Here is a 23,144-nt window from a genome sequence, read left to right on the forward strand (position 1 = left end):
CGGCGGGCTACAGGCCGGCGGTGCCGAAAAGTAGCCCGAGCAGGTAGGTGACGAGCGCGGCGCCGTAGCCGATCGCGAGCTGGCGGAGGGCCCGTCGGAGGGGCGGCCCGCCCGAGAGGATGCCCACGACCGCGCCCGTGCCGAGCAGGGCGATGCCCACCAGGACGGCCGCGACGATGAGCGCGGGGAGGCCCTGCAGCCCGAAGAGATAGGGGAGCACCGGGATGATCGCGCCCGACGCGAAGAAGCAGAAGCTCGAGACGGCGGCGCTGAGGCCCGTGCCGACGGCTTCGTGCTCGTCGACCTCCTCGTGGGCGGCCGGGTCGGCGATGCTGGCGGTGCCGGCCGGGTCGGCGGTGCTGCCGGTACCGCCGGTGCTGCGGGGGTCGTCGGCGCTGCTGTTGGCGGTGGCCGGGTCGAGCGGGTCGCCCGCAGGCACGTCGGCCGCGACATCCGGCGCCGCCTTCGCGAGGGACGGGAGAACGATGGCCCCCGTCATCACGGCGTGCCCGCGGAGCACCTCCGTGGCGTGTGCCTCGGCCTCCTCGACGCTCATGCCTCGCGCCCGGTAGACCAGCGCGAGTTCATTCGCGTCGACGTCGAGGTGCGGCACCGCGCGGGTGGCCTCGGGGTTCGGAGTGGAGGCTTCGAGCAGCTCCCGTTGCGACCGCACCGACACGTACTCGCCGGCCCCCATCGAGAGGGCGCCCGCGAGCAGCCCGGCGAGTCCCGTGACGAGCACGACCGCATTCGGCACGCCGCTCGCCGAGATGCCGATCACGAGCGCGAGGTTCGAGACGAGGCCGTCGTTCGCTCCGAAGACGGCGGCGCGGAACGTGCCCGAGAGGCGGTTGCGGCCGCGGGCGGCGAGTCCGCGCACCACCTCGGCGTGCACCTGTTCATCCGCCGCCATCGCGGGCGTCGCATCCGAGTCGTTCGCGTACGGCGAGCGGGACTCCGCGCGCTGCGCGAGCGCCAGCACGAAGACCGAGCCGAACCGCCGGGCCAGGAACCCGAGGATGCGCGTGCGGAGGTCACCGCGATGCGTGCTGCCGATGTTGTCGCCGAGGAGCGCGCGCCAGTGCGCCTCGTGCCGCACCTCGGCTTCGGCGAGGGCGAGCAGGATGGCGCGTTCCTCACCCGTGCGCCGCTCGGCCAGGTCGCGGTAGACGGCGGCCTCGGCGCGTTCGTCGGCCAGGTACTGCCGCCAGCGCCGGATGTCGGATGCGCGCGGCTTGGCGGCGGCCGCCGGGCTGCTGGCGCGGGTCGCCGGGTCAAAACTCATGCTCCCATTATCCCGGGGAGCCGGCTCCGCCCGTGCGGGGCGCCGCTCAGCGCGGCTTCGGCGCGATCGAGTTCGGGTTCGTGCGCGCGTGGCGCTCGGCCCGCTCCTTCTGCGCGGCCTTCTCGGCGCGCTCCGTCTTGATGCGGGCGTTCTCCTCCATCACACCGGCCTGGCGGGCACGTTCGACGACGAGCCACTCCGGCGGAGCCTCCAGCAGCGCCTTGATCTCCGGCGTCGTGAACGCGTCGTCGACGCCCCCACGGGTGAGGCCCGAGATCGAGACGCCGAGCTTCCGCGCGACCTCCTGACGCGGGAACGGTCCGTTCAGTCGCAGCTCCACCAGCCACTCCGGTGGCGTCTCGAGCAACGTGTTCAGTTCGGCGCGCGTCACGTCGCCCTCCTGGAACTCGGCCGGCGCGGCGGGGAGGTAGATTCCCAGTTTCTTCGCCGCGGTGGCGGGCTTCATGGTCTGGGGTGATTTCGCGGGCGTCATGAGGCCAGCGTATCCTGACCAGTGTTGTTGGCGGATGATCGGGGCGTGACCATGACGAACGAGCACTCCGGCGAGTCCGCCGCCGCTCCGGTGACGGAGCCCGCCGCCCCGGGCATCCGGCCGTTCAGCATCGCCTTCGCCGCCGGCGTCACCGTCACGAAGTGGACGCGGCTGTGGGCCGAACGCCGCCCCGGGACGCCGCTCGAGGTCTTCCGCGCGGAGGCCGATCAGCAGGTCGCGGTGCTGCACGAGCGCTCCGCCGACGTCAGTTTCGTTCGCCTGCCTGTCGAACAGCAGGGGCTCAGTGTCATCACCCTCTACAGCGAGGTGCAGGTCGTCGTCGTGCCGAAAGACCACCCCGCGTCGGTGTTCGACGCTGTCACCGTGGCCGACCTCGCCGACGAGCACCTGCTGCAAGATCCTGACCTGGTGCCGGAATGGCGCGACGTCGCCGCGGAGATCGTCGACGGTTCGCGGAGGCCGCTGCGCGGCATCCAGAGCATCGACGACGCCGTCGAACAGGTGGCGGCGGGTGTCGGCATCCTGATTGTGCCGCAGGCCATCGCCCGGCTTTCCAGTCGCAAAGACGTGGTCTACCGGCCGGTGACGGATGTCGCGGAGACCCGGATCGCGCTGGCCTGGCTGTCCGAGGAGACCACCGCCGACATCGAGGAGTTCGTCGGCATCGTGCGGGGGCGTTCGGCGTCGAGTTCACGGGCCCCGTCGCGGGAGGCCGAGGAGACGGCCCCGGATGCCCGGGTGAAGAAGCTCGGACCGGTGGCCAAGGCGAAAGCCAAAGCGCGGGCCGCGGCCGAGGCGGAGGCCGCGTCGGCCAAGCGTGCCGGCGTGAAGAAGCCTGCTGCGACGCAGGCCGCCCGCAAGAAGAAGCAGTCGGACGCCGCCAATGCCGCCCAGGCGCGGAGGCGTAAGTTCGGTGGGAAGCGCTGAACGAAAGGCAGGCCATGAAAGCCGTTGTTTACTCCCGCACGGGCGGGCCAGAGGTGTTGGAGTTCGTCAACAGGGAGCTCCCGGCGGTCGAAGCAGGCGAGGTGCGCGTGCGGATCGCGGTGTCGGGTGTCAACCCAACAGACTGGAAGTCACGCTCGGGAGCCGCGGGCGGTTCGGGCGCAGCGGTGGAGGTCGACCCCGAGCAGGTGCCCAACCAGGACGGCGCCGGTGTCGTCGACGCCATCGGTCTGGGTGTGACGCGCTTCGCGGTGGGCGACCGGGTGTGGCTGCGGGATTCCGCGTTCCAGCGCCCGACCGGCACGGCGGCCGAGTACACCGTGCTGCCCGACCATCTCGTGAATCCGCTGCCCGACGGGGTCTCCTTCGACGTCGGGGCGTCGCTCGGCATTCCGGCCCTGACCGCACACCGGGCGCTCACGGCGCGGGAGTCGGGCCCGGCGCGGCTTTCGCCGGGCTCGCTGGTCGGTACGACGGTGCTGGTGACCGGTGGCGCGGGGGCGGTCGGCCACGCCGCCATCCAACTCGCCGTCTGGGCCGGAGCGACGGTGATCACCACCGTGAGCAGCGCCAGGAAGGCTGACCTGGCCGCGGCGGCCGGTGCCCACCACATCGTGAACTACCGCAGCGAAGACGTCGTCGCCCGGGTGAAGGAGATCGCCCCGCGCGGCGTCGAGATCGTGGTCGAGGTGAATCCGCTCGCGAACATCGCCGACGACATCGCCGTCATCACCCGGGGCGGCACGGTCGCCATCTACGTTGCCGACGAGCCGGATGAGATCCCGGTGCCGGCCCGCGCGAGCATGGTGAAGAACGTGCGCCTGCAGTTCGTGCTCACCTACACGACGAGCGAGGTCGAGAAGGCCAATGCGGTCGCGGCGGTGACGGCTGCGGCGGCAGCCGGCGCGCTCGAGGTCGACGACGACCACGGCCTGCCGCTCACCCGGTTCACTCTCGCCGAGACCGCGGCGGCACATGAGGCGGTCGAGGGCGGCGCGGTCGGCAAGGTGCTCATCGACGTGGCCGGGCTGTGAGCGAGCCCGGCTGGGTCGCCCATGCCATCCTCTGGCAGGTCTACCCGCTCGGGTTCACGGGCGCTCCGGTCTCGGTCGAGGCTCAGGATGCCGTACCCTCCCATGGCGCAGACGGCACCCATTCGCTCGACCGTCTGGTGGGCTGGCTCGACTACGCCGTCGAACTGGGCATGTCGGGCATCCTTCTCGGCCCGATCTTCGCCTCGGAGACCCACGGCTACGACACGGTCGACTACTTCCGGCTCGACCCGCGGCTTGCCGGCCCATCGGGCGAGGACAGCTTCGACGTGCTCATCCGGGAGGCGCACCACCGCGGGCTCCGCGTGGTGCTCGACGGCGTGTTCAACCATGTCGGACGGAGCTTCGAACCGTTCCGCCGGGCACTGGCGGAGGGTCCGGCGGCGCCGGAATTCGGGTGGTTCCGGGCGATCGGCGACCCGTCGCACCAACGGTTCGAGAACTTCGAGGGCCATGACGCCCTCGTACTGCTGAACCACGACGAGCCCGCTGTGGTCGATCTCGTCGCAGAGGTCATGACCCACTGGCTCGGGCGCGGAGCCGACGGCTGGCGTCTCGACGCCGCGTACGCCGTCCCTCCGGCGTTCTGGGCGAGCGTTCTGCCGCGGGTCAGGTCCGAGCATCCGGAGGCCTTCGTCTTCGGCGAGGTGATCCACGGCGACTACCCGGGAATCGTGCGGGAGTCGACGTTCGACTCGCTGACCCAGTACGAACTGTGGAAGGCGATCTGGAGCGCGGTCTCCGATGCGAACTTCTGGGAGCTCAGCGCGGCACTCGAACGCCACAACGGATTCCTGCAGAGCTTCGTTCCGGTGACGTTCGTCGGCAACCACGACGTGAACCGGCTCGCGACCTCGATCGCCGACGAGCGCCACCGCGCGCACGCCCTCGTCGTGCTGATGACCGCCGGCGGCACGCCCACGGTCTACTACGGCGACGAGCAGGGCCTCGCGGCCGCGAAGGAGGAACGCGAGGGCGGCGACGACGCGATCCGGCCCGAATTCGATGCGGCGGGTCCGGATGCCCTGCCGCCCGGCGGCTGGCCGGTCTACCACCTGCACCAGAACCTCATCGGCCTGCGCCGCCGGAACCCCTGGCTGCACACCGCCCGCACGACGAACATCACCCTGACGAACGAGTTCTTCGCCTACGAGGTGTCCGCGGCGACGGGCGCAGCTGATGAGGGGGCTGGAGCCCAGCGGCTCATCGTGATGCTGAACCTCGCCGACTCCGACTACACGCAGACGCTCCCGGGCGCCTGCAGCGTGGTCGCCGGATCCGCTGCCTGGGCCGTGGTGGCGGGAACCTCCACCGTGGTGACCGTGCCGCCGCACGGCTGGGTCGTCATTCAGCCGGGCTGAGCCGGGGCGCCCCGCGCGGGAACCCGCGTCGGCCGAGCACCATGAGCGCGAACCCGATGGCGACGAAGACCAGGGCGACGGCGGGCAGGGCTCCGATGCCGGCACTCGCGAACACCACTCCGCCGAGGGCGGCGCCGAGGGTGATGCCGATGTTCGATGCCATGTTGATCACCGCTCCGACGATGTCGGGCGGTGCGCCGTGCGTGCGGATGGCTGAGGTCATGAAGAGGGAGGGGAGGGCTCCGAGCGTGAGCACCCAGAAGCTGGCGATCACCAGAACCGCCACGAGCCCGGCGCCCCCGGCCGAGACGCCCGCTCCGCCCGCTCCCAGAATGACCGGCACCATCACCGCCAGCGCTGCGAGGCTGGCCATCAGCACCACGGTCAGAGTGAGGACGATTCGCCGGGGGTACCTGTCGACGAACAGCCCCGCTGTCCAGAGACCGAGGATTCCGGCCGCTCCGAAGAGCAGCAGGGTCGGCCCGAGCAGGTCCAGCTGCACACCGACGGCGAGCACCAGCGGTGTCACGAACGTGTAGAGCGTGAAGTGCCCGAGGTACACCGCACTGTTCGCACCGGCCACCGTGACGAGTCCGCGGCGCCACCACGTCCGGAGAGAACTCCGTGCGTGAAGCGGATTGCCCGGCGCGGAGGGCAGCAGCACGACGGCGAGGCCGCCGAGCAGCAGGGTCATTGTTCCGACGGCGACGAACGCTGTCGGCCACCCGAAGGTGGTGCCCACCGAGGTGGCAAGAGGCAGGCCCAGGATGCTGCCGAGAGAGGAACCTGCGTAGACCGTGGCCAGCGCGCGCCCCACGAGGTGCGGGGGCACGAGGTGGGACGCGTAGGCGGTGACGACCGAGAAGAACAGGGCGTGTGCCAGCCCTCCGACCCCCCTCCCGACGACGGCCAGCGCGAACGACGGCGCCACGGCGATCACGAGGTTGCTGACGGCGTACGCCAGCAGAGTGCCGACGAGCAGGCGCTTCCGCGGCATCCGTGTCGTGGCGAAGGTCACAGGCAGGGCCAGCACCGTCACAGCGAGCGCGTACACCGACACCATCAGCCCGAGTGTTGACTCGTCGACTCCGAACGAGGAGCTCATCGGCGTGAGAAGACCGATGGGCAGCAGCTCCGTCGTGATCGCCGCGAACGTGGCGAGCGTCAGCAGGATGAGCCCCGGCCAGGCGTGCCTCGGGATCCTCGGCCTGCTCGTCACGCTCACGTGTGCAACCCGAACGACACCGAACTGTTGGCGGGGGTGAAATGGCTGACACCGTGGGCAACACCGTGACCGGTCTGGTCGAACATCGTCGAGACCACCCGCAGCAGCTTCTCGCCCGTGACGACGCCGAGTGCGTCGGCTACCGCGGCGGGTGCAGGTTGCACCGAGACGACGAGGTCGTTGCGTTCGAGCGAGAGGTCGTACGCTCCGCAGAGATAACCGTAGAGCGAGTCCTGCTCGAAGTCCTGGTCGAGGGCCCCGGGGAAACGCCCGTGTGGAACGATCGTCTCGACGAGGTGGTGCAGGGTGCCGTTCACGAACCGGAGTCGTGCGAGTGCGACCACCTGGTCGGTGGACGCGAGCCCCAGCGCGGCCGCCGCGGCATCGTCGGCGAGGGATGCGCTCACCGATACCAGACGCTGGCTGAGCACCCTCGTGGTGACGGTGTGCCCCTCGGCCGTCTGCCGCGCGTGGAAGCCCGAGATCGCGCCTCCGAAACGCTCGCGATAGCGGTTGCGTTGGAGCGGCTCGAGAACGAAGGTGCCGCGGCCGTGCTGTCGCGTGAGGTAGCGCTCGAACACGAGATCGTCGACAGCATGCCGGAGCGTGATCCGGCTCACGCCGTATTCGGCGCACAGGGCAGGCTCCGCGGGGAGCAGCGTTCCCGCGGCCAGGCCGCTCACGCGGGCGCGCAGCTGTTCACGAACGGCGACGTATTTGGCGGTGGTCACGGGGCCCGGGGTCTTTCTCTCACTCGTCAGTCTGGTGCGGGAGTCAAGTCGTCTCAGGCCAGTATGACGACTCCGGCCGGAGGCTAGCGTCGGGGACACCGCGTCGACGGTTGTCGGTGCGTCCCCGATGAAGTGGAGTCGTCATGACACATCCCGACCGTCCAGGTGCCGTCGAAAGCCCCGACCGCCCCGGCCTCAGCGACCTCGACAGGCGCGCCATCACCACGGCACGGGTGCTGGCCATGGATTCCGTGGAGCGGGCCGGTTCCGGGCATCCGGGCACGGCCATCGCCCTCGCGCCGGTGGCGCACCTCCTGTTCCAGAAGCACCTCCGCCACGCTCCCGGGCAGCCCGACTGGGTCGGGCCGCGACCGATTCGTGCTCTCCTGCGGCCACGCGAGCATCCTGCTCTACACGCAGCTCTTCCTGACGGGCTACGGGCTCGACATCGACGACCTCAGGACCTTCCGTGCTCACGAGTCACGCACCCCCGGGCATCCGGAGTTCGGGCACACGCCCGGCGTCGAGACGACGACCGGCCCGCTCGGCCAGGGATTCGCGACCGCCGTCGGCATGGCCATGGCGATGAAACACGAGAAGGGTCTCTACGACCCCGACCAGGACGAGTCGGTCTTCGACCGCACGGTGTGGGTGCTCTGCTCAGACGGCGATGTGCAGGAGGGCATCTCGTATGAGGCGGGAGCGCTCGCGGGCCGCCACCAGCTCGACAATCTCGTCGTGGTCTACGACGACAACGACATCCAGATCGAGGGAAACGCGACCCTGGTGACGAGCGAGGACACGGCCGCGAGATTCCGGGCCCAGGGCTGGAATGTCGTCACGGTGCCGCTCTCCGAGACGGGGGAGGTCGACACCGAGCGGCTCGACCGGGAGATGGCGGCTGCCGTGGCGTACCGGGGCCGGCCCAGCCTGATCATCCTGAAGTCGGTCATCGCGTGGCCTGCGCCGCACGCCCAGAACACCTCTGCCTCGCACGGATCGCCTCTGGGCGCGGCCGAGGTCGCCGCCACCCGCTCGGCGCTCGGCTCGACGAACGAGCCATTCGACGTGAACGCCGAGGTTCTCGCTTTCACACGGGAGGCGAGCGCCCGTGGCGACCTGCTGGTCGAGGAATGGAATGCGCGCCGCGCCGCCTACGATCTCACGCAGCCCGAGCTGTCGGCCGAATGGTCCCGGGCGATGGCGAGGGAACTGCCGGCCGACCTCGAGGCCTCGCTGCCTGTCTTCGCGCCGGGCGAGACCCTGGCCACCCGTGCGGCCTCGGGCCGAGTCATCCAGTCGCTGGCCGCCGTACTGCCCGAACTCTGGGGCGGGTCGGCCGATCTCGCTGAGCCCAACCGCACGACCATCGACGGTGGTGGTTCCTTCCTGCCGGAGGAGGGCGAGACCACCGGCAGAGCCGGGCGGAACGTGCACTGGGGCGTGCGGGAGCATGCGATGGGTGCCGCCATGAACGGCATCTCGCTGGTCGACGGATCGCGCTTCTTCGCGGGGACCTTCCTCGTCTTCAGCGACTACCAGCGCGAGGCCGTTCGTCTGGCCGCCCTGATGCAGCTGCCGGTGGTCTACCTCTGGTCGCATGACTCGGTTGCGCTCGGCAGCGACGGACCCACCCACCAGCCGATCGAGCACCTCGCGAGCCTCCGGGCCATGCCGGGCTTCGCGGTCGTGCGCCCGTCGGATGCCGCGGAGACGGCGGCGGCCTGGCTCACGGTTCTGCAGAAGGCGGGGCCTGCGGGCATCGTTCTCGGCCGCCAGCCGATCACCGTCGCCGACACCCCGTGGAGCGAGGTGCTCGCCGGGGTCAGGCGGGGTGGTTACGTGGTGCGCGAGGTGGCGGATGCCCGAACACTGCTCATTGCGACGGGAAGCGAAGTCGCCCTGGCGCTCGCGACCGCGGCTGAACTCGACCCGGAGGCGGCCTGGCTCCGGGTGGTGTCGATGCCCTGCAGGGAGTGGTTCGACGAGCAGCCGGCCGAGTACCGGGAATCCGTGCTGCCCGCTGCGATCGCGGCGCGTGTGGTCGTGGAGGCGGCGGCGAGCTTCGGCTGGCACGACATCGCTGGTCCCGCCGGGCGGATCGTCGGAATCGATGTGTTCGGACTCTCTGCGCCGCCGGAGGAGGCCCTCATCGCGCGCGGAATGACGGTGGAACGGGTCGCCGCTGCTGTGCGGGAGACGAACGCGACCGTCGGAGACGGCGTCCTGGCCTCCGTCTGAGAGTGAGACGAAGGGGCCGGGCCACCTGATGTGACCCGGCCCCTCCGTCGTTCACGGTGTCACAGCGAGGCGGTCACGCCCCAGCTCGCCTCCCAGCTCTCGCCGGGCTCGAGCCAGGTGAGTCCGATGCCGTTGTTGAGGGCATTCACGGCGGCGGTCTGGGGTTCGATCGCGATGGCGTCGACCAGCAGGCGGTGCTCGTCGAGAAAGACGTCGGTGGTGCAGATCACGGTGTGCCCGAACGACTCGTCGCCCCAGACGGTGACGGAACGACCATCCGGTGCCGTGAGCATCGTGGAGGTGCGTTCGTCGCTGTACCTCTGATCGGTGAAACAGTCGTCGAGTTCGACGTCGCCCACCTTCACTCCCCGGCGGAGGTCGAAGTCTCCCGAGACCGGAACAGGACGCAGCGGCAGCTTGCGGGAGTCGTTGACATAGACCGTCTCGGCGGAACAGCTGAGCACAAGCTCAGAGGTCGGCACCTCCCCGATCCTGAAGTACGCGTGCGAACCGACCGCGACGGGGGCGCGGAGGGCGCCGCGGTTCTCGAAGGTGTGCGTGACGTGCAGCCCGTCCCGCCCCAGCGTGTAGGTCACGGTCGTGTCGACGACGAACGGATAGCCGGGGTGGGCGAAGATCGTCGCGCCGAGCGTGATCGACGATGCGCTGTGTGCAAGGAGGCGGTAGGGCGTGTTCTTCAGAAGTCCGTGGGAAGCGTTGCCGAACTCGGTGTCCGTGATGTCGAGCTGCTGCTCGTCGCCCTCGTACGTCCAGATGCCGCCGTCGACGCGGTTGGGCCACGGCGACATGATGATGCCCGCGCCTCGCGACGGCGGAGCATCGAGCGGGTAACGCTGCACGATGTCGACATCGTCGACGGTGAAGGAGCGAAGGGATGCCGCGACCTCCGTGACCGTGACGACCGCCCGGCCGAACGAGGTGGTGCCGATGATCTCGTACTGGGCGCCCGTCGGAAGCACGGGACCCTCGGTCGGGCCGGTCACACCAGTCTCAGCACTCGATCGGCGCGCACGGCGGTCGACTCGATCAGCTCGGCGTTCCGCTGGTCGCTGCCGAGCGCCCAGAGCTCCGCCTCCTCATGGCTCTTGCCGTACGCCTCGTGCCGCTTGACCAGCCGTTCGTGGCGAACGCTCTCCAGCGGTGAGAGGAACCAGACCTGGTCGATGCAGGCGCGGGCTGCGGGCCAGGAACCCTGATCGAGCAGGAGGTAGTTCCCCTCCGTCACGATCAGGGGGGTCTGCGGCCGGATCGGCAGCGATGAACCGATCGGTTCCTCGAGGTCGCGGGCGAAGCGCGGGGCGTACACGATCGCGTCGTCTCCGGTCAGCTCCGAGGACTCCTGCGAACGGATGCGCTGCATCAGCGAGGCGTAGCCCGCGGCGTCGAACGTGTCGTTGGCACCCTTACGGTCCCGGCGGCCGAGCGCGAGAAGAACGTCGTTGGCGAGGTGGAAGCCATCCATCGGCACGAGCACGGCGAGTTCGGGTCCGAGTGCGTCCACGACCTGCTCGGCGACGGTGGACTTTCCGGCCCCTGGAGCGCCGGTGAAACCGAGGATGTGGCGTCCGCCAGTGGAGGCGAGGGCACGGGCCTGACGGAAGACGTCTTCGAGCGTGAGCTCCTCGACGGCGGGTTCGATCATCGTGGGACTTCCTGGAGGTCGAGGGTGGGGATCTGGCTGAGCCAGGCGCGCGGCCCGATGTTCGAGCACCGCAGGGCCGCGACGCGGGAAGCACGGCCGATCGCTGAAGCGACGGTCGCCTGCGGGAGCGACTGGAAGTAAGCGTAGGCGCCGTGGAACACGTCGCCCGCACCGAGGGTGTCGACGGGCCGGATGCGCGGAACCGGCACCGCTCCCAGCGCGCCGTCGCTCCACCAGAGCACGTCCCCGCCGCCGTGCGTCGTGGCGACGGTCCGCACTCCACGATCGACGAGAGCAGCAGCCGTCGCATCCGAGTCGGCGGTCCCCGGGACGAGGAAGTCGTTCGAGCAGATCATCGCTGTCGTGAGGGGGAGCAGATCGGCCATGACGGGCTTCCACCGGCCGGCATCCACGACCACGGTGACACCGGCGTCGTGCGCCGCCTCAGCGGCAGCCACGGCGAGAGCCGGATGGTGGCCGTCGATGAGCACCACATCAGAACCGCTGAGCAGGTCAGCGAGATTGCGGGCTGAGGGCGGCCGGACGTCGGCTCCGACGGCATCGATCGACACCACCGAACGATCACCGGTCGACTCCGTCACGGCGACGGCCGAGACGGGCGCCGGGGTGGATCGCTGCGGGTCGACATCGACGACCCGCACCCCGTAGGCCGCCAGATCGGAGCGGATCAGGTCGGCGACCGGATCCGCTCCGAGCGCGGTCACGAGGGTGGCCGTGCCACCGAGCCCGGCGAAGACCACGGCGGCGTTCGCAGCCGGCCCACCGGCCGCGATGAACTGGGCCGTCGCGGTGATCTTCTGGTTGACTCCCGGGTTGGCCGCGACACGGTGCACGACGTCGAGCGTGGCGAGCCCGACGAAGACACCGACGGGCTCGGAGTCTCGTGCGGGCGAGGTGTTAGCGTGCACCGCCGGCACGTTCCGCTTCCGAAGGCTGTTCCGCGCCCGTCATCAGGGCGACGACCTCCGACATGGTGCGCTCTTTCGGATCGATGACACCGGCGCGCTTGCCGAGCCGGTGCACGTGGATCTTGTCGGCGACCTCGAAGACATGCGGCATGTCATGGCTGATCAGCACCACGGGGATGCCGCGGTCACGGATCGAGCGGATCAGGTCGATGACCTGGCCCGACTCCTTGACCCCGAGGGCGGCTGTCGGCTCGTCCATGATGATCACGCCGCGGCCGAACGCCGCAGCGCGTACCACGGCGACACCCTGGCGCTGGCCGCCGGAGAGCGTCTCCACCGCCTGGTTGACCGACTTGATACCGATCTTGAGGTCGGCGAGGTGCCCCGAGGCTTCAGCGCGCATGCGGGGCATGTCGAGGCGGCGGAAGACGCTGCCCATGATTCCCTTCCGGCGCACTTCCCGCCCCAGGAACACATTGGTGGCGATGTCGAGCGCAGGGATCACGGCGAGGTCCTGGTAGACGGTCTCGATGCCGGCAGAGCGGGCATCCCGGGTGTTCCGGAAGTTCACCTTCTCGCCGTTCATCGAGATCTCACCCTGGTCGGGGATGAGAGCGCCCGCCAGAGCCTTGATCAGGCTCGACTTGCCGGCGCCGTTGTCGCCCACGACGGCCAGCACCTCACCCGGGTAGAGATCGAAGTCGGCCCCGTTGATGGCCGTGACGTTGCCGTACTTCTTGACGAGGCCGCGAGCCTGCAGAACGGCGGTTCCTGCTGTGATGGTCATGCTGATCTCCTCCGAGCGAACTGGTCGACCGCGACGGCCACGATGACCAGGATTCCGGTTGCGATGTTCTGGTAGAGGCTGTCGACACCGGCCTGGGTGAGGCCGTTCCGCAGCACTCCGACGATCAGGGTACCGATCAGGGTTCCGATGACGCTTCCCCGGCCGCCGAAGAGACTCGTTCCACCGATCACCACGGCGGTGATCGTGTCGAGGTTCGCCGTCTGGTAGGCGTTCGGGTCGGCATTCGGGATACGACCGAGTGCCGCCCAGGCTGCAACCGCCGCGATCACGCCCGTCGCCAGGTAGACCGAGAAGAGGGTGCGGTTCGACTTGATGCCCGAGAGCTTCGAGGCGGTGATGTTGCCGCCCACGGCGTAGACGTGCTTGCCCCAGGCGGTCTGGGAGAGCGCGTACCAGACGACCAGGTAGACGAGCAGCATCGCGACGACACCGTACGTTGTGGCGAAAGTGCCGATCCTGAACGAGGTACCGAGCAGAGTGAGCACTCCGTCGGGAACCTGGTAGGTCTGCGAACCGGCGAGCAGCCGTGTGGCGGCCTGGATGGCCGTGAACGTGCCGAGCGTCACGATGAACGGTGGAAGCCGCAGCACCGTGACCAACCCGCCGTTGACCGCGCCGAGAACGACACAGACGGCGAACGTCGCGCCCAGGGCGAGGATCGGACCTCCGGCACCTGCGGCCTGCGCCATGACGATCGTGCCGAGCACGGCGACCGAACCGATCGACAGATCGATGCCCGACGTCAGGATGATCAGGGTCTGGCCGACCGCCAGGATTCCAACCACGACCGACTGCTGGAGGATCAGCGAGAGGTTGTAGGGGTTGAGGAACGTCTGGGAGACGATGCTGAAGACGATGATCGCGACGACCAGTGCGGCCAGCGGCCCCAACAGTGGTTCGCGAAGGATTCGGGAGACGCGGGCCCGGGTGAGGTCTCGGCCTCCCAGACCTGCTGTCGTTGCTGAACTCATAGGGTGCACCTCCGTGCGGAACCGGGGCGGATGAACGTGCATCCGCCCCGGGTCGAACCGACATTCTGTGAAAGGGAGCGCTTCAGGTCGCTACGGATGCGACCGGAAGAGGGAGCGAACGGGTTGGCTGGGGATCAGCCCCAGCAGTTGTCCGCACCCCACGTGGTGTCCTTCGAGTCGAGGCCCGAAACCGGCTTGTCGGTGATGAGCTGCGATCCAGTGTCGTTGAATCCGCTCGGCTTGGTGCCGTCGGAGGCGTACTTGACCACGGCGTCGACGCCCTGCTCGGCCATCTTGGCCGGGAACTGCATGACCGTGGCGCCGATGATGCCGGACTTGACGTTCGCCACACCGGTGCAGCTGCCGTCGATCGAGCCGATGGTGACCTGCGCGGTCTTGCCCGCGGCCTTGATGGCCTCGTAGGCTCCGGCGGCGGCGGGCTCATTGATCGTGTAGAGCGCGTTCACGCCGGGAGCACGCTGCAGGAGGTTCTCCATGGCGGTCTGGGCCTTGGTCTGGTCGCCGTTCGTGTTCTCCTGGCCGACGATCTCGGACGAACCCTCAGCGATGCCGAAGCCCTCGAGGAAGCCGTCGTGGCGGAACGTGTCGACGGTGCCGCCCGGGGTTCCGTCGAGCATGACGAGAGCCGGTGCGGTCGAGCCGAGAGTCGCCTTGACCCACTTTCCCTGCGTGACCCCTGCCGCCTTGTTGTCCGTCGCGTACGTGGCGTCGACGGCGTCTTCGGGGTCGGTGGCGGTGTCGAGTGCGATCACGACGACGCCGTTGTCACGGGCCGACTTGATGGCGGTCAGGATGCCCGACGAGGAGTTCGGCGTGATCAGGATGCCCTTCACGCCCTGGCTCACCAGGTTCTCGATGGCTGCGACCTGGCCTTCGTTGTCACCGTCGAAGGCGCCGGCGAGGGCGATCAGCGTTGCGCCGTCCTTCGTGGCCTGGGCCTGGGCTGCTTCACGCAGTTTGACGAAGTAGGGGTTCGAGTCGGTCTTGGTGATGAGGCCGATCTTGACTCCGTCGGCGCTTCCGCCGGTGGAGCTTCCGCTCGAGGATCCGCCGGAGCAACCGGCGAGGGTGAACGCGACCGCGCTGGCCAGCAGCACCGCGCCGACCGTGAGTGATCGCTTCTTGGTACGAGTGAACATCTGTGGACTCCTTTGGCCTGTGATTGTGTGGACTTTCTCGTCCGCTGGATCACCATAGGACGCAGACAAGCGCTTGCGCAAGCGCTTGTATCAAATCGTGATGATCGCTATATTTGTCGAGCGGCCCCACGTCGCGAGATCTGCGGTCGCAGCGCGGTCGCTGTATGCAATGGAGTGTGCAGAGTGTCAACCATGGACGACGTCGCCAGGCGCGCGGGTGTCTCAGGTTCCACGGTCTCGCATGTGCTCAACGGCACCCGCAACGTCAGTGCTTCCACGCGCAGTCGTGTCGAGGCGGCGGTGCGAGACCTCGGGTACCGCAACAATCTCAACGCGAGAGCACTCGCCGCCGGCAAGACATTCACCGTCGGCCTGGCAACCTCCGCCCTGCAGACGCCCTACTTCGGCGCCGTCGTCAATGCGATGGAGAAGCGGCTGTCCGAGGCCGGCTACATGCTGATGGTCGGCGATTCGAACGACGACGGTCCCACCGAGCGCCGCATCATCGACGCCCTGCTCAGCCGACGGGTCGACGGCATCGTCGTCACGCCCGCGATCGACTCCGAGCACACGACCATCCCGCAGATCGTTGCAGCCGGCACTCCCTTCGTCCTCGTGGACCGGAACCTCGACCTCGACTGCGACCAGATCACGCCCGAGAACACCGAATCGGCCTTCCTGCTCACGAATCACCTGATCGAGATCGGCAACCGACGGGTCGCGGTGCTCCGCGGGCTGATGGGCATCGCGTCGTCGCCCGAACGGTTCCAGGGCTACCTCGACGCCCTCCAGGCCAACGGCATCCCCTTCGATCCGAGCCTCGTCCTCGACGGCGAAGGTCATCGGGACGACGCGGAGCGCGAAGTCAGACGGCTCTTCTCGCAGCCCGGGTATCCGACCGCCCTGGTCGCCCTCAACAACTCGATGACCATCGGGGCACTCGAAGGCCTCCGCGACCTCGGACTCGCCATCCCGACGGACGTCGCATTCGTCTCCTACGACCACTTCGACTGGTCGGAACTCATCCAGCCCCGACTCACCTCCATCGCGCAGAACGTCGAACTGATGGCCACGACTGCCGTCGACCTTCTTCTGCGGCGGATCGACGGAGACGATTCCCCGTTCGAGCGCATCAAGATCGCCACCACCTTCCAGCACCGCAACTCGTGCGGTTGCGGCACGACCTGATCCCTTCCCGACCTCACCCAACCCGCAGAACAGGACCACGAATGCCCATCGCAACTCCCGACGCCTACAAAGCCATGCTCGATCGCGCGAAACAGGGCGGTTTCGCGTACCCCTCGATCAACGTCACCGGCTCCCAGACGCTCAACGCTGCCCTGCAGGGATTCGCTGACGCCGAGAGCGACGGCATCATCCAGGTCTCGGTCGGCACCGCGCTCTACCTCTCGGGCAACCGCGTGCAGGATCGTGCCATCGGATCCAAGGCTCTCGCGCTCTACGCCCACGAAGTTGCAGCGAAGTACGGTGTGACCGTCGCCCTGCACACCGACCACTGCCCGGCAGAGAGTCTCGACGACTGGGTCCGCCCGCTCATCCGCGACTCCATCGAGCGTCGTTCGCGGGGACTCGAGCCGCTGTACCAGTCGCACATGTGGGACGGATCGGCCGTCAGCCTCGACGAGAACCTCGAGGTCGCCAAGCGTCTGCTCGAGGAATCCGTGCAGGCCGACACGCTGCTCGAAATCGAGGTCGGCGTGATCGGCGGCGAAGAGGACGGCGTCGAGAACGAGATCAACGACAAGCTCTACTCGACGGTCGAAGATGCCCGCGCCACGGTGGCGGCTCTCGGCGCGGGTGAGAATGGCCGTTACCTGACGGCTCTGACCTTCGGAAACGTACACGGCGTGTACAACCCCGCGGCGGTCAACCTGCGCCCGGAGATCCTCGGCGACATCCAGCGGGTGATCGGTGCCGAAGTCGGCCGCGACAAGCCGTTCGACCTCGTCTTCCACGGCGGATCGGGTTCCTCGGCGGAGGACATCGCGGCGGCCGTCGCCAATGGTGTCATCAAGATGAACATCGACACCGACACCCAGTACGCCTTCACCCGCTCGATCGCGGGGCACATGATCTCGAAGTACGACCAGGTGCTGAAGATCGACGGCAAGTTCGGCAACAAGAAGGCCTACGATCCCCGCTCCTGGGGCAAGCCCGCAGAGAACGCGATGGCGGCGCGGGTCGTCGAGGCGGCGGAGATGCTGGGGTCGGCCGGGCGCTCCATGGGGCGCTAGTCCCCACGTGGGCGCCCCCGCGTGGCGCCCACGCCTCAGCGGAGCCTGAGGGCTCCGGATGCCCGGGCCACCTCGCGCGCGATGACACCCTCGTCCGCGCGGGTCAGTGCGCCGTCCCGCACCACCGCCACGCCGTTGACGAGCAGCAGTGCCAGCGGCGGCTGCGCGCCGAGTGTCAGCGCCGCCACCGGGTCGAGGATCCCCGCGTGCTCGACGCCGTCCACCTTCCACACGGCGACATCCGCGAGCTTCCCCACCTCGAGCGAGCCGATCTCCGACGCGCGACCGAGCGTGCGGGCCCCGCCCATCGTCGCCATCCTGAGCGCGGTGCGCCCGGTCATCCGGTCGGCCCCCGAGCCGAGCCGATTCATCAGCACGGCCATCCGGATCTCCGAACCCAGCTGCCCCGACTCGTTCGACGCGGCGCCGTCGACTCCGAGCCCGACCGTGACCCCGGCGTCGAGCATGGCGGGAACGGGCGCTATGCCCGCTGCCAGCCGCGCGTTCGACGACGGGCAGTGCGCGACGCTCGTCCCCGTCGCGGCGAACCGGCCGATCGCGTGCTCGTCGAGGTGAACGCAGTGCGCCATCCACACGTCGCCGCCCAGCCAGCCGAGGTCTTCGAGGTACTGCGTCGGAGTGCGGCCGAACTTCGCGAGGCAGAACGCATCCTCTTCCACCGTCTCGGAACCGTGCGTGTGCAGCCGCACCCCCCGCGCCCGGCCGAGCGCGGCGGACTCCGTCAGCAGCTCAGCGGTCACCGAGAACGGCGAACACGGGGCGAGGGCGACCTGCGTCATCGCGCCGGGGGATGCATCGTGGTACCGGTCGATCGCGAGATCGCTCGCCGACAGGATCGCGTCGATCGTCTCGACCGCGAAATCGGGCGGCAGTCCGCCGGCGCTCCGGCCGAGGTCCATCGATCCGCGGGTCGCGTGCAACCGCACGCCCACCGTGCTCGCAGCGTTCACGATCCCGCCGAGGATGTCGCCCGCCCCGCTCGGGAACACGTAGTGGTGATCGCCGACGGTCGAGCATCCAGAGCGCGCTGCGACCGCGATGGCGCCCAGCGCCCCCGCTTCGACGAGGTCGGCATCGATCATCGACCACAGCGGGTAGAGGGCCGTCAGCCAGTCGAAGAGGATCGCGTCCTGCGCATAACCCCTGGTCAGCCACTGGTACAGGTGGTGGTGGGTGTTGATGAGGCCGGGGGTCACCACGTGGCCGTGAGCGTCGACGACAGTGATTCTCGGGGTGTGCTGGTCTCGCGCGGGCTGCGACCACTCGCTCGGCACGGCTCCCGCTCCCACCGCGACGATCACCGCGTCGTCGATCACCAGGTACCCGTCGCTGAACTCGTCGTCGGCGGCGTTGACGGTGACGATGTGGGCGTTCCGGATGATCGTGCGCTCGGTCATGCGTTCACGCTAGCGGTTCCCGGGCTGGGCCGGACCCTCATAGTTGAGGCAATGTCAGTGGTTGGTGTTTGACTGTAGATATGAACCAGCCAGCTGCTCCCGCACCCGACTTTGCGTCGGTGGTGTCGTGGGTTCTGGATGCCCGGCACGGCTTTGACGCCGTGTTGGCCGGTGCCGGTGGGGCTGCCGCGCCCTGCGGGCTTGCCGACGACGCTTTAGTGGCGGCGACTGTGCAGGTGGAGTCGTTGGGCCGGATCGTAGATGGGTTGCGTGTGCAGGTGGCTGGGGAGGTGGCGGCCAGGTCTGCTGCGGAGTTCGGGGCGGAGGGTCTTGCCCGGTCGCACAACGTCCGGTCGGTTCCGAAGTTCCTGGCCGCGATCACCGGTGCGCGGGACGAAACGATCAAGGCCAGGATCAAGCTCGCCTCCCAGGTACACACGAGCATCTCGTTGGTGGGGTTGCCGAACCCACCGCGGTTCCCGCAGGTTGCGGACGCTCTCGCCCGTGGCGATCTCGGGGTGGACGCGGCAGTCGCGATCACGCGCCGCCTCTCCGAGGCCGCCGCGAAGATCGGGTTCACCGAAGAAGTCTCGGAGGCCGAGGCCAGCCTCGTCGCGTTGGCGCAGCAGACGTCGGGTAGTTTCGGGTACTCCGCGAACCAAGTGGATGATCTGGCGATCCGGTGCCGAGAACACCTCGACCCCGACGGCGCAGAACCTCGCGAGGCGGACCTGCACGAGAAGCGCTACCTCGAGCTGAAGGCGCACCGTTCGGGGATGACGTCGATCCGGGGCCTGCTGTCCCCGTCGATGGCCGCGATCGTCGCGTCCGCGTTGGAGCCGCACACGTCCCCGCGTATCGTCGCGTTCGAGCCTGACCTATCCGACGCAGCCGACCCGTCGGCGCTCGGCGAGGCAGGCGCGGCTGCCACCGCAGCAGGCGCGGATGGCGCCGCTACCGCAGCAGGCGCGGATGGCGCGGATGGCGCGGATGGCGCCGCCGCAGCAGCAGGCATCGTGGCCGACACCTCCGCCACCAACCCCGCGGGCCTCAAGAACGGCGACCCCGTCGCGCTGGTCGACGGTCTGACCGCGGACACCCGCACCACGGGTCAGAAGCGCGTCGACGCGCTCGTGAACCTCCTGCAGGTCGCGGCGGGCCGGCCGGAGATGCCGCGCCTGAACGGTGCCGCACCCACCGTGAACCTCCACGCCTCCTTGGAAGACGTCGTCACCGGCCGCGGCATCGGCTGGATCGACGGCCTCACCGCCCCCGTCCCCTACTCGACCGTCGAGGCGCTCCTGTGTCACGGGGACGTGATCACGACCCTGTTCGGTGAACACGGGCAAGTCCTCCAGCATGGGAAGACCCGCCGCCTGTTCACCGCCGCACAGAACCGTGCGTTGGCGGCACGCGACGGCGGGTGTGTGTGGCCGGGCTGCGACGCACCCCCGTCCTGGTGCGAAAGTCACCATGTCGACGGGTGGCTCTCCGACACCCACCCCGGCGGGCTGACGGACATCGACAACGGGGCACTGCTTTGCCACTTCCACCACACGAACGTGCACAAAACACACTGGAAACTCACCATCCGGAACGGAACCCCGCACCTCATCCCACCGGAATGGCTCGACTGGACCCAAACCCCGAGGCCCTGCCAGCAGAACCGGGCCAGACAGAAGACCGGCCACCACCCACCCGGCCCGCACAACCCAGCCCGGCACCGCCCACCCCCGACACCACCGCCTACCCGACAACCGAGCAACCCTCCAGCCAGCGACCCACCCCACAGCGACCCCCGACCCGGCCACCCTCAATCCGACGACCCCCGACCCGGGCACCCTCAAACCGGCCACCCTCAATCCGACGACCCCCGACCCGGCCAGCCTCGATCCGGCGAGCCTCGATCCGGCGAGCCTCGATCGAGCGACCGGCCACCGACCGAATGGTGGCTCGAACACCGCCAGAGCGACACCGGGTAGAACGACACCGGTGCACGAAGCCCTGATCCCAGCCACCCCACCCGGCCACCTACGGCAGGCGCTCCGCCCACCCCGGCTGCACCACCGATCCGGCCACGCGCATCCAGAACCACACCCACCGGAGGCAAGCCCGCAGGGCGCGGCAGCAGGGCAAAGGTCGGTCAGGGCGCGACGAAGGAGCACGCCCTCACTCGCGACGGATCGTCGCCAGCTGCCCGCCCGTCACGGCGAGCAGATCGTCGGGGCTGACCTCGATGTCGAACCCGCGGCGCCCGCCCGAGACGTAGATCGTGTCGAAGAGGAGGGCCAGGTCATCCAGAACCGTCGGCAGGGGGGTCTTCTGCCCGAAGGGACTGATGCCGCCGACGACGTACCCGCTCTTCCGCTCCGCGACGGCCGGCTCGGCCATCGTGCCGCGCTTGGCGCCGACGGCACCGGCTAAGGACTTCACGTCGAGTTGTGAGGAGACGGACACGATTCCGACGGCCAGCCCCTGATCGGTGTCGACCATGAGCGTCTTGAAGACGCGTTCGGGTTCGATGCCGAGAGCGTCCGCGGCCTCAGCGCCAAAGTTCGTGCTCGCGGCATCGTGGTGGTAGGCGTGCGGGGTGAACGGAACCCCCGCGGCGGCCAGGGCGACCGTGGCTGCTGTCGTCGGGCCGTCGGACGAACCCGCGCGCGTAGCGCGTGACGAGCGCGGCGACCGTGCCACAGTGAAAGAACCCGACCGTCTCTAGTCTCGAGGTTCGGTGGCGCCGGCGCCGGCGCTGGCTGCGGTGCCGGCCGCCGTGCTGGTGCCGGAGCCGCCGGACTGCGCCGCCCGCAGGAACAACGCGACGTCGCCGATCTCCTCCTGCGACACCCCGTGCCGGATGCCCGGGTACAGCTTCGCGGTCAGCGTCGAGTGGCCGGGCAACCAGGCTTCGGTGCGGGCGACGGCCTCGGCGGTGATGATGGGGTCCGCGACATCCCGGCCCCAGAACACCGGGGGCAGCACCTCGGCCAGGACCTGGTCGCCAGGCGCCTCGCCGGAGACGGTGAAGCCCGACAGGTTCACCGCAGCGACGAACCGCTCGGGTGCGGTGCGCAGCAGGTGCACCGCCATGGCTCCGCCCTGGGAGAACCCGAGCGTGGCGACACTCGGCGGGGTGCCGTAGACGGCCTCGACACGGTCGAGCCACTCGAGAACGGATGCTGCGGCGTCGTCGAGCCCGGAGATGTGCGGGTTGCCCGGCTGGCCGATCGTGAACCAGGCGTAGCCGTCGACCACGGGCTGAGGTGCGACCAGGGGCGCGCGCAGGGAGGCTGCGATCGTGCCCTCAGGAAGCAGCGGTGCGAGCGAGATGAGGTCGTTCTCGTGCGACCCGTAGCCGTGCATGATGATGACGAAGGGGCTGGTCGGGAGGCGTTCGGCGAGTTCGTCGGTCGGCACCGACCAGACGACCACGTCGTCGTCGATGGCTGCGCGGCGGGGGGAGTCGGTCACGCGCTCGAATCTACCAGCCGTGCTACTCGCCGCGGTTGCGGCTCAGTTCGAAGATGCGCACCAGCTCTTCGATCGCCTTCTCGCGCTGCTCCCCGCCGGCGTCGAACATCTCGCTCACATGCGTCTTCAGATGGTTCTCGACCATGAGCTTGTTGAGGGATCCGAGCGACTTCTGGATCGCCAGGGACTGCGTGATGATGTCGACGCAGTAGTCCTCGTTCTCGATCGCCTTCTCGAGCCCCCGCAGCTGGCCTTCGAGGATCCTGGTTCGGTGCAGCGCCCGCTTCTTGATGTCTTCGATCACAGGCCAAGACTAGGGCCGACCGGCTCAGGTCTGGCAGCGCGGGCACCAGTACGTGTCGCGCAGCGAGAGCTCGGTCGCCCCGAGCTTTCCGGTGAGGATCGTCGTCCCGCACCGACGGCACGGCTGCCCCGCCCGGTTGTACACCCACACCTGCCGGCCCGGCCGGAGATCGCCGGTGGTGGTGCGCTCGACGCGGTCACGGTTGGCGAGGATCAGCCGCGACGCCAGTCCGACGACGGCGTCGAGCTTCGGCACCTCGCTGACCGGCCGGGTCGGCAGCACTCCGCGCAGGAAGCACAGCTCGTTCGCGTACACGTTGCCGAGCCCGGCGAGGTTCCGCTGGTCGAGCAGGGCCACATCGATCTCGCGGGCAGGGTCGCTCGCCAGGCGTCGCTCAGCCTCGGCCGCGTCCCAGCCGGGCCCGAGGAGGTCGGGCCCGAGGTATCCGACGGCCTCGTCTTCGCGGTCGCGCGGCAGCACTTCGACCAGTCCGAGTTCGAAGCCGACCGCCGTCCATTCCGCGTTCCTCAGGATCGCCCGCGCCTTGTATGCCGGCTTCCGCCACCGCGTTCCCTCGCGGTAGAGGTGCCAGGTGCCCTCCATCTTCAGGTGCGAGTGGATGCTGAACTTCCCGATACGCATGAGCAGGTGTTTGCCGCGGCTGACCACGTCGTCGACGGTCTCGCCGGTGAGGTCGACGGTGGCGAACTTCGGCACACGGATGTCGCAGCCGGTCAGCACCGTGCCGGCGAGTACCGCGTTGAGGTGTTCCGCCGTGCGGTAGACGGTGTCACCCTCAGGCACGCTCGCCCCC

22 protein-coding genes are annotated in these 23,144 nt (G+C 69.1%); 7 read left to right on the top strand and 15 right to left on the bottom strand.

All coding sequences use genetic code 11. The features are described from left to right. Positions 1-7 precede the first annotated feature (7 nt). The gene (locus FB464_RS00895; RefSeq protein WP_116415527.1) at positions 8-1,285 is read right to left on the bottom strand and encodes a VIT1/CCC1 transporter family protein; all 1,278 of its coding nucleotides are present in this window, start codon (positions 1,283-1,285) and stop codon (positions 8-10) included. 46 nt (positions 1,286-1,331) lie between these two features. Continuing rightward, a complete protein-coding gene (locus FB464_RS00900; RefSeq protein WP_116415526.1) occupies positions 1,332-1,778 on the bottom strand; it encodes a DUF5997 family protein in 447 nt (148 codons plus the stop codon). Positions 1,779-1,829: 51 nt separating this feature from the next. On the opposite strand from FB464_RS00900, the gene FB464_RS00905 reads away from it, so the two are divergent. The 3 genes from FB464_RS00905 to FB464_RS00915 are packed head-to-tail and all read left to right on the top strand — an operon-like array spanning position 1,830 to position 5,157. Then, entirely contained in the window at positions 1,830-2,726 is an 897-nt protein-coding gene (locus FB464_RS00905; RefSeq protein WP_116415525.1) for a LysR family substrate-binding domain-containing protein, read from the top strand. Positions 2,727-2,740: 14 nt separating this feature from the next. Continuing rightward, positions 2,741-3,778, top strand: a complete 1,038-nt coding sequence (locus FB464_RS00910; RefSeq protein WP_116415524.1) for an NADPH:quinone reductase — start codon at positions 2,741-2,743, stop codon at positions 3,776-3,778. Beyond that, positions 3,775-5,157, top strand: coding sequence for an alpha-amylase family protein (locus FB464_RS00915; RefSeq protein ID WP_116415523.1), 1,383 nt, complete (start codon positions 3,775-3,777; stop codon positions 5,155-5,157). The genes FB464_RS00910 and FB464_RS00915 overlap by 4 nt, the downstream gene beginning before the upstream one ends. Here FB464_RS00915 and FB464_RS00920 read toward each other — a convergent pair. After that, on the bottom strand, positions 5,141-6,382 hold the full coding sequence (locus FB464_RS00920; RefSeq protein WP_116415522.1) for an MFS transporter: 1,242 nt from the start codon (positions 6,380-6,382) through the stop codon (positions 5,141-5,143). The two genes, FB464_RS00915 and FB464_RS00920, sit on opposite strands and share 17 nt — an antisense overlap. Continuing rightward, positions 6,379-7,113 (bottom strand): GntR family transcriptional regulator, encoded by a 735-nt coding sequence (locus FB464_RS00925; protein WP_142206573.1) that lies wholly within the window; start codon positions 7,111-7,113, stop codon positions 6,379-6,381. Before FB464_RS00925 ends, FB464_RS00920 begins: the two co-directional genes overlap by 4 nt. 378 nt (positions 7,114-7,491) lie before the next feature. Between FB464_RS00925 and FB464_RS20380 the strand changes: the two genes are divergently transcribed. Then, a complete protein-coding gene (locus FB464_RS20380; protein ID WP_342780628.1) occupies positions 7,492-9,354 on the top strand; it encodes a transketolase family protein in 1,863 nt (620 codons plus the stop codon). Positions 9,355-9,413: 59 nt separating this feature from the next. Here FB464_RS20380 and FB464_RS00935 read toward each other — a convergent pair whose 3' ends face one another. The 6 genes from FB464_RS00935 to FB464_RS00960 all read right to left on the bottom strand — a co-directional run bounded on the left by FB464_RS00935 (position 9,414) and on the right by FB464_RS00960 (position 14,885). Beyond that, positions 9,414-10,358 carry an aldose 1-epimerase family protein gene (locus FB464_RS00935; RefSeq protein WP_170151948.1) on the bottom strand — a complete coding sequence of 315 codons (945 nt, stop codon included), beginning with the start codon at positions 10,356-10,358 and terminating at the stop codon, positions 9,414-9,416. Further along, positions 10,355-11,017: a nucleoside/nucleotide kinase family protein gene (locus tag FB464_RS00940; protein ID WP_116415519.1), complete on the bottom strand. Its 663-nt coding sequence runs from the start codon at positions 11,015-11,017 to the stop codon at positions 10,355-10,357. The genes FB464_RS00935 and FB464_RS00940 overlap by 4 nt, the downstream gene beginning before the upstream one ends. Further along, complete coding sequence (locus FB464_RS00945; protein ID WP_116416672.1) at positions 11,014-11,946, bottom strand: PfkB family carbohydrate kinase; 933 nt, start codon at positions 11,944-11,946, stop codon at positions 11,014-11,016. Before FB464_RS00945 ends, FB464_RS00940 begins: the two co-directional genes overlap by 4 nt. After that, positions 11,936-12,733: an ATP-binding cassette domain-containing protein gene (locus FB464_RS00950; RefSeq protein WP_116415518.1), complete on the bottom strand. Its 798-nt coding sequence runs from the start codon at positions 12,731-12,733 to the stop codon at positions 11,936-11,938. Before FB464_RS00950 ends, FB464_RS00945 begins: the two co-directional genes overlap by 11 nt. Then, positions 12,730-13,725 carry an ABC transporter permease gene (locus FB464_RS00955; protein WP_116415517.1) on the bottom strand — a complete coding sequence of 332 codons (996 nt, stop codon included), beginning with the start codon at positions 13,723-13,725 and terminating at the stop codon, positions 12,730-12,732. Before FB464_RS00955 ends, FB464_RS00950 begins: the two co-directional genes overlap by 4 nt. Positions 13,726-13,859: 134 nt before the next feature. After that, the gene (locus FB464_RS00960) at positions 13,860-14,885 is read right to left on the bottom strand and encodes a substrate-binding domain-containing protein (protein WP_116415516.1); all 1,026 of its coding nucleotides are present in this window, start codon (positions 14,883-14,885) and stop codon (positions 13,860-13,862) included. A gap of 192 nt (positions 14,886-15,077) precedes the next feature. Between FB464_RS00960 and FB464_RS00965 the strand changes: the two genes are divergently transcribed. Further along, a complete protein-coding gene (locus tag FB464_RS00965) occupies positions 15,078-16,073 on the top strand; it encodes a LacI family DNA-binding transcriptional regulator (RefSeq protein WP_246092869.1) in 996 nt (331 codons plus the stop codon). 41 nt (positions 16,074-16,114) lie between these two features. Further along, positions 16,115-17,140, top strand: a complete 1,026-nt coding sequence (fbaA, locus tag FB464_RS00970) for a class II fructose-bisphosphate aldolase (protein ID WP_116415514.1) — start codon at positions 16,115-16,117, stop codon at positions 17,138-17,140. Positions 17,141-17,175: 35 nt separating this feature from the next. Here the strand turns inward: fbaA and FB464_RS00975 are convergent, their stop codons facing one another. Next, the gene (locus FB464_RS00975) at positions 17,176-18,558 is read right to left on the bottom strand and encodes an 8-oxoguanine deaminase (protein WP_116415513.1); all 1,383 of its coding nucleotides are present in this window, start codon (positions 18,556-18,558) and stop codon (positions 17,176-17,178) included. An 80-nt stretch (positions 18,559-18,638) separates the two neighbouring features. Here FB464_RS00975 and FB464_RS00980 point away from each other — a divergent pair, with 80 nt between their 5' ends. Beyond that, positions 18,639-20,540 (top strand): HNH endonuclease signature motif containing protein, encoded by a 1,902-nt coding sequence (locus FB464_RS00980; RefSeq protein ID WP_116415512.1) that lies wholly within the window; start codon positions 18,639-18,641, stop codon positions 20,538-20,540. Between the two features lie 187 nt (positions 20,541-20,727). On the opposite strand, the gene ybaK is transcribed toward FB464_RS00980, so the two are convergent. The 4 genes from ybaK to FB464_RS01000 are packed head-to-tail and all read right to left on the bottom strand — an operon-like array spanning position 20,728 to position 23,134. Then, entirely contained in the window at positions 20,728-21,252 is a 525-nt protein-coding gene (gene ybaK, locus FB464_RS00985; RefSeq protein ID WP_116415511.1) for a Cys-tRNA(Pro) deacylase, read from the bottom strand. A gap of 21 nt (positions 21,253-21,273) precedes the next feature. Next, on the bottom strand, positions 21,274-22,026 hold the full coding sequence (locus FB464_RS00990) for an alpha/beta hydrolase (RefSeq protein ID WP_246092870.1): 753 nt from the start codon (positions 22,024-22,026) through the stop codon (positions 21,274-21,276). A 22-nt stretch (positions 22,027-22,048) separates the two neighbouring features. Continuing rightward, positions 22,049-22,330: a metal-sensitive transcriptional regulator gene (locus FB464_RS00995; RefSeq protein WP_116415510.1), complete on the bottom strand. Its 282-nt coding sequence runs from the start codon at positions 22,328-22,330 to the stop codon at positions 22,049-22,051. Positions 22,331-22,354: 24 nt separating this feature from the next. Then, on the bottom strand, positions 22,355-23,134 hold the full coding sequence (locus FB464_RS01000; protein ID WP_116415509.1) for a DNA-formamidopyrimidine glycosylase family protein: 780 nt from the start codon (positions 23,132-23,134) through the stop codon (positions 22,355-22,357). Positions 23,135-23,144 lie beyond the last annotated feature (10 nt).

Source organism: Subtercola boreus (assembly GCF_006716115.1).
GTDB classification, from domain to species: domain Bacteria; phylum Actinomycetota; class Actinomycetes; order Actinomycetales; family Microbacteriaceae; genus Subtercola; species Subtercola boreus.

Excerpts from the sequence above, each read along its gene's own strand:
- FB464_RS00895 (WP_116415527.1), bottom strand. The coding sequence starts at position 1,285 with ATGAGTTTTGACCCGGCGACCCGCGCCAGCAGCCCGGCGGCCGCCGCC.
- FB464_RS00900 (WP_116415526.1), bottom strand. The coding sequence starts at position 1,778 with ATGACGCCCGCGAAATCACCCCAGACCATGAAGCCCGCCACCGCGGCG.
- FB464_RS00905 (WP_116415525.1), top strand. The coding sequence starts at position 1,830 with ATGACGAACGAGCACTCCGGCGAGTCCGCCGCCGCTCCGGTGACGGAG.
- FB464_RS00910 (WP_116415524.1), top strand. The coding sequence starts at position 2,741 with ATGAAAGCCGTTGTTTACTCCCGCACGGGCGGGCCAGAGGTGTTGGAG.
- FB464_RS00940 (WP_116415519.1), bottom strand. The coding sequence starts at position 11,017 with ATGATCGAACCCGCCGTCGAGGAGCTCACGCTCGAAGACGTCTTCCGT.
- FB464_RS00950 (WP_116415518.1), bottom strand. The coding sequence starts at position 12,733 with ATGACCATCACAGCAGGAACCGCCGTTCTGCAGGCTCGCGGCCTCGTC.
- FB464_RS00955 (WP_116415517.1), bottom strand. The coding sequence starts at position 13,725 with ATGAGTTCAGCAACGACAGCAGGTCTGGGAGGCCGAGACCTCACCCGG.
- FB464_RS00960 (WP_116415516.1), bottom strand. The coding sequence starts at position 14,885 with ATGTTCACTCGTACCAAGAAGCGATCACTCACGGTCGGCGCGGTGCTG.
- FB464_RS00965 (WP_246092869.1), top strand. The coding sequence starts at position 15,078 with ATGGACGACGTCGCCAGGCGCGCGGGTGTCTCAGGTTCCACGGTCTCG.
- fbaA (WP_116415514.1), top strand. The coding sequence starts at position 16,115 with ATGCCCATCGCAACTCCCGACGCCTACAAAGCCATGCTCGATCGCGCG.
- FB464_RS00975 (WP_116415513.1), bottom strand. The coding sequence starts at position 18,558 with ATGACCGAGCGCACGATCATCCGGAACGCCCACATCGTCACCGTCAAC.
- FB464_RS00980 (WP_116415512.1), top strand. The coding sequence starts at position 18,639 with ATGAACCAGCCAGCTGCTCCCGCACCCGACTTTGCGTCGGTGGTGTCG.